Source organism: Polaromonas sp. P1_G4 (genome assembly GCF_056405475.1).
Genome location: NZ_JBFUCA010000198.1, coordinates 1 through 7,241 on the forward strand (window position 1 = coordinate 1; position 7,241 = coordinate 7,241).

Here is a 7,241-nt window from a genome sequence, read left to right on the forward strand (position 1 = left end):
TGCCGATGATGGTTTCGGTCGAACCACAGGTCTCGGCGCGCGCCGGCACTGAATACATTTCGGCGGTGTCGAGAAAGTTGACGCCGCGCTCCAGCGAGCGGTCCAGGATGGCATGGGACGTGGGCTCATCCACCTGCTCACCGAATGTCATGGTGCCCAGGCAAATGGGGGTCACGTGAAGGTCGCTGGAGCCGAGTTGAACTTTATTCATGGAGGAGCCACATGTGAGATGGAAGAGGCCGTACGACAGCAAAAACGCTGTGACGGAATTCACGAAATTGACAAAACGGCTAGTTTAAGGTCTCCGCAAACGGCGTGCAGGCTCGCCTATATCGCGCCCTTGTCTTACAACTGCTCACTTTTTGCATGCCTAGTATTCACACACCCGCGCTTTAATGCGCTGCTGATTGAAGTGAGACCGACAACCGCTCTCCTTCACTCCCATACCTAGATTACCTACATTAACTTTCCGAGGAGCATTTCATGAACAAACTGACCATCACATCCATTACCTGTGCGGCGCTGGCCGCGCTGGCCATCTCCGGCTGCGCCAACATGAGCGAAACACAGCAGGGCACCGCCAAGGGCGCCGGTATTGGCGCCGTAGCAGGCGCGGTGCTGGGCGCAGCGACCGGCGGATCCAAAGGCGCAGCCACCGGTGCTGTTCTGGGCGGTGCTGTGGGTGCCGGCGGTGGTTATATCTGGTCCAAGAAAATGCAGGACCAGAAAGCTGCGATGGAAAAGGCGACTGTTGGTACCGGCGTAGCCGTCAGCCAGACCACCGACAACCGCCTGAAGCTCGACATCCCCAGCGACGTTTCTTTTGACGTGGGCCGTTCCGCCATCAAGCCGAACTTCGCACCTATCCTGAACCAGTTCGCCACCAGCCTGAACCAGAACCCGGTGACGACAGTGACCATCATCGGCCACACCGACAACACCGGCTCTGACGCCATCAACAACCCGCTGTCCATTGACCGTGCCGATTCGGCCCGCGACTATCTGGTCAGCCGCGGCGTGGCACGCACCCGCATCGTGACGGACGGCCGCGGTTCGCGTGAGCCGGTGGCCGACAACAACACGCAGCAAGGCCGCGACAAGAACCGCCGCGTTGAAATCTACGTGGCCGAACAAGTCGCAGCTAGGTAACTGAACACCCCTGCCGGCGCTCACTTCGTGTAGCGCCACCTCCCCTTGCAGGGGACAGGCGCCTTGGGACTGGCAAAGCCAGATCCCGGCCCCTGCTGGCAGCGCAACAAAAAGCACCCTCGGGTGCTTTTTTCATGGGTGCTTCTTTGTCAGCCTGCTGAGTTTTTGAAGCGCTCTTCCTCTTGCAACCGCAGCACGCGCCTTTGCACCTTACCCGTCGTGGTCATGGGCAACGCCTCTATGAACTCAATCTCCTTGGGGTACTCATACGGTGCCAGCATGGTCTTGACGTGGGCTTGCAGCTGCAGCGTTAGTTCATCATCAAATCGGGCTGTACCGCCCAAGTGGCTTGCGCGAGCAGCTATCAAATCAGGAGCGAGCACCACATAGGCTTTCACGACTGCACCGCGCTCGCGGTCGGGTTTTGGCACCACGGCGGCGTTGGCGACAGCTGCGTGCTTGACCAGGCAGTTCTCGATCTCACCGGGGCCGATGCGGTAGCCGGCGGCCTTGAAGACGTCGTCGGCACGGCCTTCGTACCAGAGGTAGCCATCGGCATCGCGCCTTGCCAGGTCGCCTGTGCGGCACCAGTCGCCGGTGAACTTGCCGCGGGTGGCCTCGTCTTTCTTCCAGTACCCGAGAAAGAAAATCGGATCGGGGTCGCCGTGGATGTCGTAGCGGTTGACCGACACATCGCCCGGCACGCCCACCGCGCATTCATTGCCTTCGTCATCAATCACCGCCAYGCGGTGGCCCGGGTAGCCTTTGCCCATGCTGCCCGGCCGCGCAGGCCAACCTGCAAACGCCCCCACGCTTTTCACTTCGTGTAATGCGCTGCCCCCCGAGGGGGCTGAGCTTGCTTGGGGCGGCCCGGCGCTGCGCTCGCCATGAACCCTGTTCATGCTGCAGTTGCCCACCACGTAATTGATTTCAGTCTGGCCAAACATCTCGTTGACGATCACACCGAGCTGATCCTTGCAGTACGCAAACACCGCATCGCCCACGGCTTCGCCGGCACTCATCATGGCCTGCAGTTTCAGCTTGAAATGCTGCGCGGGCCTGGGGTAGGCCTTCATCATGGCCTTGAGCGCCGTCGGGAACAAAAAGGTGTGTGTGACGCCCTGTTCCGCCATCAGGCTGAAGGCCAGCTCGGGGCTGAAGCGGCCGTTGAAGGCAACGATGGGCCGGCCGAAGTAAAGGCTGGGCAGCAAGGCGTCCATTAGGCCGCCTGTCCACGCCCAGTCTGCCGGGGACCAGAAAACAGCGTCCGACTTTTTATTGGTTTTGCCGTCAAAGCCAAACCAGTTCTGGCTGCAGATGAAGCCAGGCAGGTTGCCAATCAAGGCGCGATGCGGCAGCAGCGCACCCTTGGGCGGGCCGGTGGTCCCGCTGGTGTAGATCAGGATCGCGCCTTCGTCGGCCTTGGTCTTGACGGCGGTGAAGGCGCTCCTATGTGTCGCTAACGCGGTTTCGTAGTCCACGTCACCCTTGCCCTGCGCCGTACCTGCTGCCACCACCGTGCGCAATGCCGGGCAGTTGCCACGGATGGCATTCAGGCTGTCAATCGAACTTTCATCGCAAATGGCCAGCACGGCATCGCTGTCCTGCAGCCGGTATTCGAGCGCGTCAGGGCCGAACAGCATGGACAGCGGCATGGCGACCGCCCCCATCTGGAAGACCGCCATGTAAGCCACAGCGGTTTCAAAACGTTGCGGCATCACGATGGCAACGCGGTCGCCGCGCTGTACACCGAGGCCGGTCAGCACATGGCTCAGCGCATCGGCGGCATCCTGCAATTCTGCATAGGTATAAAAAATGGCTGCAGCGCCCGGCTGGTGAGCGCGAACAGCTATTCTTTTAGTAGCACCCGCCGTTGCACCTTCACCCCTGGCCCAGCGGCTGCAACACACTTCGGCGATGTTGAAGTGCTCGTCAACCTGCCAGCGGAAGCCGGCGTGCAGCGCTGCGTACAGGTCAACCGGTCCACTTTCCGGGGAATTCCTGCCGCCACCGGTCTTGTCGCTGCCTTGACTGCGTTTCGATTCGTGTCTCTTTATCATGGGAACCAATGTACAAAGAAAAACGATCATCACGCAGCGAGTTTGTCCCTATACGTGGCTTGAGTTACCACGTGTGGCTCTGGGAAAGCGCAGCAGGCGCGAACCCCGCATTGCCGCCGCTGGTTCTGGTGCATGGCTGGATGGACGTGGCGGCCTCTTACCAGTTCATGGTGGACGCACTGTCGGAGGCCTTCGTCAGCGGCCGGACCATCATCGCGCCCGACTGGCGCGGTTTCGGGTTGACCGGCTCCGGCCCCGCAGGCAGCCCTGCTGACAATTATTGGTTTCCCGATTACCTGGCGGACCTGGACTTTCTGCTCGACCACTACGCGGGTGACAAACCCGTTGATCTGGTAGGCCACAGCATGGGCGGCAATGTCGCCATGCTGTACGCGGGCGTACGGCCGGCGCGCATCCGCAGGCTGGTCAATCTGGAAGGCTTTGGCCTGCCGTCCACCCAGGCCGGGCAAGCCCCCGGCCGCTATGCCCAATGGATGAACGAACTCAAAAGCCTGCATAGGGGTGAGCTGGAACTCAAAGCCTATGCCGACGTGGCCGGTGTGGCGCGCCGCCTGATGAGAACCAACCCGCGCCTGTCCGCCGACAAGGCCGGCTGGCTGGCCAGCCATTGGTCCCGGCCAAATGCCGCAGGGAAATGGGAGATTCTGGGAGAAGCCGCCCACAAGATCACCAGCGCGCAGCTCTACCGCGTCGATGAAGCCCTCGAGGTCTACCGCTGCATCAGTGCTCCGGTGCTGGCCGTCGAAGCGTCCGACGACTCCCTGGCTCTGTGGTGGAAGGAAAAATACACCCTGACCGAGTACCACGAACGGCTCAAACAGGTGCGCGAAGCCCGTGTCGCCGTGATCCAGGATGCCGGCCACATGCTGCACCACGACCAACCGGAACAGCTGGCAACACTGATTGAGGGCTTTCTGAGCTGAAACGCGCCGCATCGTGAGAAAATGGGCGGTTCAGCCGCCAATGCGGCAATCACACATCTCAGGACAGAAAAATCATGGAAGCAGAACGCATCAACCTCATCGGCAACCAGCTCATCGACCTCAGCAACCGGGTCAACGAACTTCGGGGGTATCTTTGACTACCCTGCCAAAGAACGAAAACTGAACGAAGTCAACGCCGCACTGGAAGACCCGAAGGTCTGGGACAACCCCAAGCGCGCGCAAGAGCTCGGCAGGGAAAAGAAATCGCTGGAAGACGTGGTCCATGTGATCGACCGCCTGAGCTCCGAGCTGGCCGACAACACCGAACTCTTCGAGATGTCCAAGGCCGAAGGCGATGACGCCGGCATGCAGACGATTGAAGCAGAAGCCGCCAAGGTGGCTACGGAAGTCGAAAAGATGGAATTCCGCCGGATGTTCAACAACCCGGCCGACCCCCTGCCCTGCTTCCTGGACATCCAGGCCGGCGCCGGCGGCACCGAAGCCTGCGACTGGGCCAGCATGCTGCTGCGCCAGTACCTCAAGTACGCCGAGCGCAAGGGTTTCAAGACCACCGTCGAAGACGAATCCCCGGGCGACACGGCAGGTATCAAGGGTGCGACCATCAAGATCGAGGGCGAGTACGCTTTCGGCCTGCTGCGCACGGAAACCGGCGTGCACCGCCTGGTGCGCAAGTCGCCGTTTGACTCCTCCGGCGGGCGCCACACCTCGTTCGCTTCGGTGTTTGTCTACCCCGAGATCGATGACTCGATTGAAATCGAGATCAACCCGTCGGACGTGCGCACCGACACCTTCCGCGCCAGCGGCGCCGGCGGCCAGCACATCAACAAGACCGACTCGGCCGTGCGCCTGACGCACATCCCGACCGGCATTGTGGTGCAGTGCCAGGACGGCCGAAGCCAGCACAGCAACCGCGACGTCGCCTGGAAACGCCTGCGCTCGCGCCTGTATGACTTCGAATTGCGCAAGCAGCAGGAAGCCCAGCAAAAACTCGAAGACACAAAAACCGACGTGGGCTGGGGCCACCAGATCCGCAGCTATGTGCTGGACAACAGCCGCATCAAGGACCTGCGCACCAATGTGGAAGTCTCGGCCACGCAGAAAGTGCTGGACGGCGACCTGGACGTGTTTATTGAAGCCTCACTCAAACAAGGTGTGTGAGGGCGTGTGAGCGTGTGACTTTCGACGCGCTCCGGAAGTTGTGAAATTTTGATTTTCAGGAATTAACCATGCTGCATATGCTTGACGGAGCGAGCCCCGGCGCCGCGGTGGTCATCAACCGCGCCGACTACGTCGCGCCCGCCTACTGGATCGACACGGTCGATCTGTGCTTTGACCTGGACCCGCAGAAAACGCGCGTGCTCAACAAAATGAGCCTGCGCCGCAACCCGGACGTACCGGCACAAGCCCTGAAGCTGGACGGCGAAGAGCTCAATCTCTCCCGTGTTCTGGTCAACGGCCAGGGCACCTCATTCAAGATGGAAGGCAACCAGCTGGTGCTGGAAAACCTGCCAGAGGGCACCGAGCCCTTCGAGCTGGAAATCTTCACCACCACCTGCCCCGCCAAAAACACCAAGCTGATGGGCCTGTACGTCAGCAACAACTCCTTCTTCACGCAGTGTGAGGCTGAGGGTTTCAGGCGTATCACCTACTTCCTGGACCGCCCCGACGTGATGGCCAGCTACACCGTGACCCTGCGCGCCGACAAGGCGCAGTACCCGGTGCTGCTGTCCAACGGCAACCTGGTCAGCCAGGGCCCGCTGGAGCCCGGCCCCAACGGCGCGCGGCATTTCGCCAAGTGGGTAGACCCGCACAAAAAGCCGAGCTACCTCTTTGCCCTGGTAGCCGGCCAGCTGGTGGCCCGCGAGCAGCGCATCACCTCCCGCGCAGGCAAGGAACACGTGCTACAGGTCTATGTGCGCCCCGGTGACCTGGACAAAACCGAGCACGCCATGACTTCGCTGATGCATTCGGTCGCCTGGGACGAGGCCCGCTTCGGCCTGCCGCTGGACCTGGAACGCTTCATGATCGTCGCCACCAGCGACTTCAACATGGGTGCGATGGAAAACAAGGGCCTGAACATCTTCAACACCAAGTACGTGCTGGCCAACCAGGCCACCGCCACCGATGTTGATTTCTCCAACATCGAAAGCGTGGTCGGCCACGAGTACTTCCACAACTGGACCGGCAACCGCGTGACCTGCCGCGACTGGTTCCAGCTCAGCCTGAAGGAAGGCTTGACGGTCTTCCGCGACCAGGAGTTTTCACAAGACCTGTGCGGCGAAGCCTCGGCCCGCGCCGTCAAGCGCATTGAGGACGTGCGTGTGCTGCGCACCGCCCAGTTCCCCGAAGACGCCGGCCCCATGGCCCACCCGGTGCGGCCCGACAGCTACGTCGAGATCAGCAACTTCTACACCGTCACGATTTATGAAAAGGGCGCCGAAGTCGTGCGCATGATGCAGACGCTGGTGGGCCGCGATGGCTTTGCCCGCGGCATGACGCTTTACTTTGAACGGCACGACGGCCACGCCGTAACCTGCGACGACTTTGCGCAGGCGATTGCCGACGCCAACCCGATGTCGGACCTGGCGCGCCTGCTGCCGCAGTTCAAGCGCTGGTACAGCCAGGCCGGCACGCCGCGTGTGCACGCGCAGGGTGCTTATGACGCGGCGGCGCGCACCTACACCCTGACCTTGTCGCAAAGCTGCATGCCCACGGCAGGGCAAGCCGTGAAGGAGCCGTTTGTCATACCGGTCGGCCTGGGCCTGCTGGGCGCAGATGGCCAGGACTTGCCGCTGCAGCTGGCCGGTGAGAGCCAGGCACCTGCCCGCACCCGTACCGTAGTGCTGACGCAGGCCAGCGAAACGCTGACCTTCGTCAACATCGATGCCGAGCCGGTGCCCTCCATCCTGCGCGGCTTCACCGCCCCGGTGGTGCTGGAGTTTGACTACACCGACGCCCAGCTGCTGCACCTGCTGGCGCATGACAGCGACCCTTTCAACCGCTGGGAGGCCGGGCAACGCCTGGCCGTCAACCGCGCTATCAAATCCATAGCTGGTGGCGCAGACCC

General features: G+C 61.7%; 6 protein-coding genes. 4 read left to right on the top strand and 2 right to left on the bottom strand.

Annotated features, from left to right (window positions below):
• Positions 1 to 211 (bottom strand): aldo/keto reductase (locus AC1D1X_RS11635; protein WP_477698309.1); only part of this gene is annotated, 211 nt, incomplete at its 3' end.
• Between the two features lie 272 nt (positions 212 to 483).
• On the opposite strand from AC1D1X_RS11635, the gene AC1D1X_RS11640 reads away from it, so the two are divergent.
• Positions 484 to 1,149, top strand: a complete 666-nt coding sequence (locus tag AC1D1X_RS11640; RefSeq protein ID WP_477668085.1) for a YiaD family glycine zipper/OmpA-like lipoprotein — start codon at positions 484 to 486, stop codon at positions 1,147 to 1,149.
• Between the two features lie 149 nt (positions 1,150 to 1,298).
• On the opposite strand, the gene AC1D1X_RS11645 is transcribed toward AC1D1X_RS11640, so the two are convergent.
• Positions 1,299 to 3,209 (bottom strand): acetate--CoA ligase, encoded by a 1,911-nt coding sequence (locus AC1D1X_RS11645; RefSeq protein WP_477698310.1) that lies wholly within the window; start codon positions 3,207 to 3,209, stop codon positions 1,299 to 1,301.
• 8 nt (positions 3,210 to 3,217) lie between these two features.
• On the opposite strand from AC1D1X_RS11645, the gene AC1D1X_RS11650 reads away from it, so the two are divergent.
• The 3 genes from AC1D1X_RS11650 to pepN form a co-directional block, all read left to right on the top strand.
• The gene (locus AC1D1X_RS11650) at positions 3,218 to 4,153 is read left to right on the top strand and encodes an alpha/beta fold hydrolase (protein ID WP_477668087.1); all 936 of its coding nucleotides are present in this window, start codon (positions 3,218 to 3,220) and stop codon (positions 4,151 to 4,153) included.
• A 74-nt stretch (positions 4,154 to 4,227) separates the two neighbouring features.
• Positions 4,228 to 5,332, top strand: a protein-coding gene (gene prfB, locus AC1D1X_RS11655) for a peptide chain release factor 2 (RefSeq protein WP_477668088.1) whose coding sequence is annotated in 2 segments (ribosomal slippage) — positions 4,228 to 4,308 and positions 4,310 to 5,332 — 1,104 coding nt in all. Because the reading frame shifts where the segments join, the coding sequence is not laid out codon by codon here.
• 68 nt (positions 5,333 to 5,400) lie between these two features.
• The coding region (gene pepN / locus AC1D1X_RS11660; RefSeq protein WP_477698311.1) for an aminopeptidase N at positions 5,401 to 7,241 on the top strand (1,841 nt) is incomplete at its 3' end.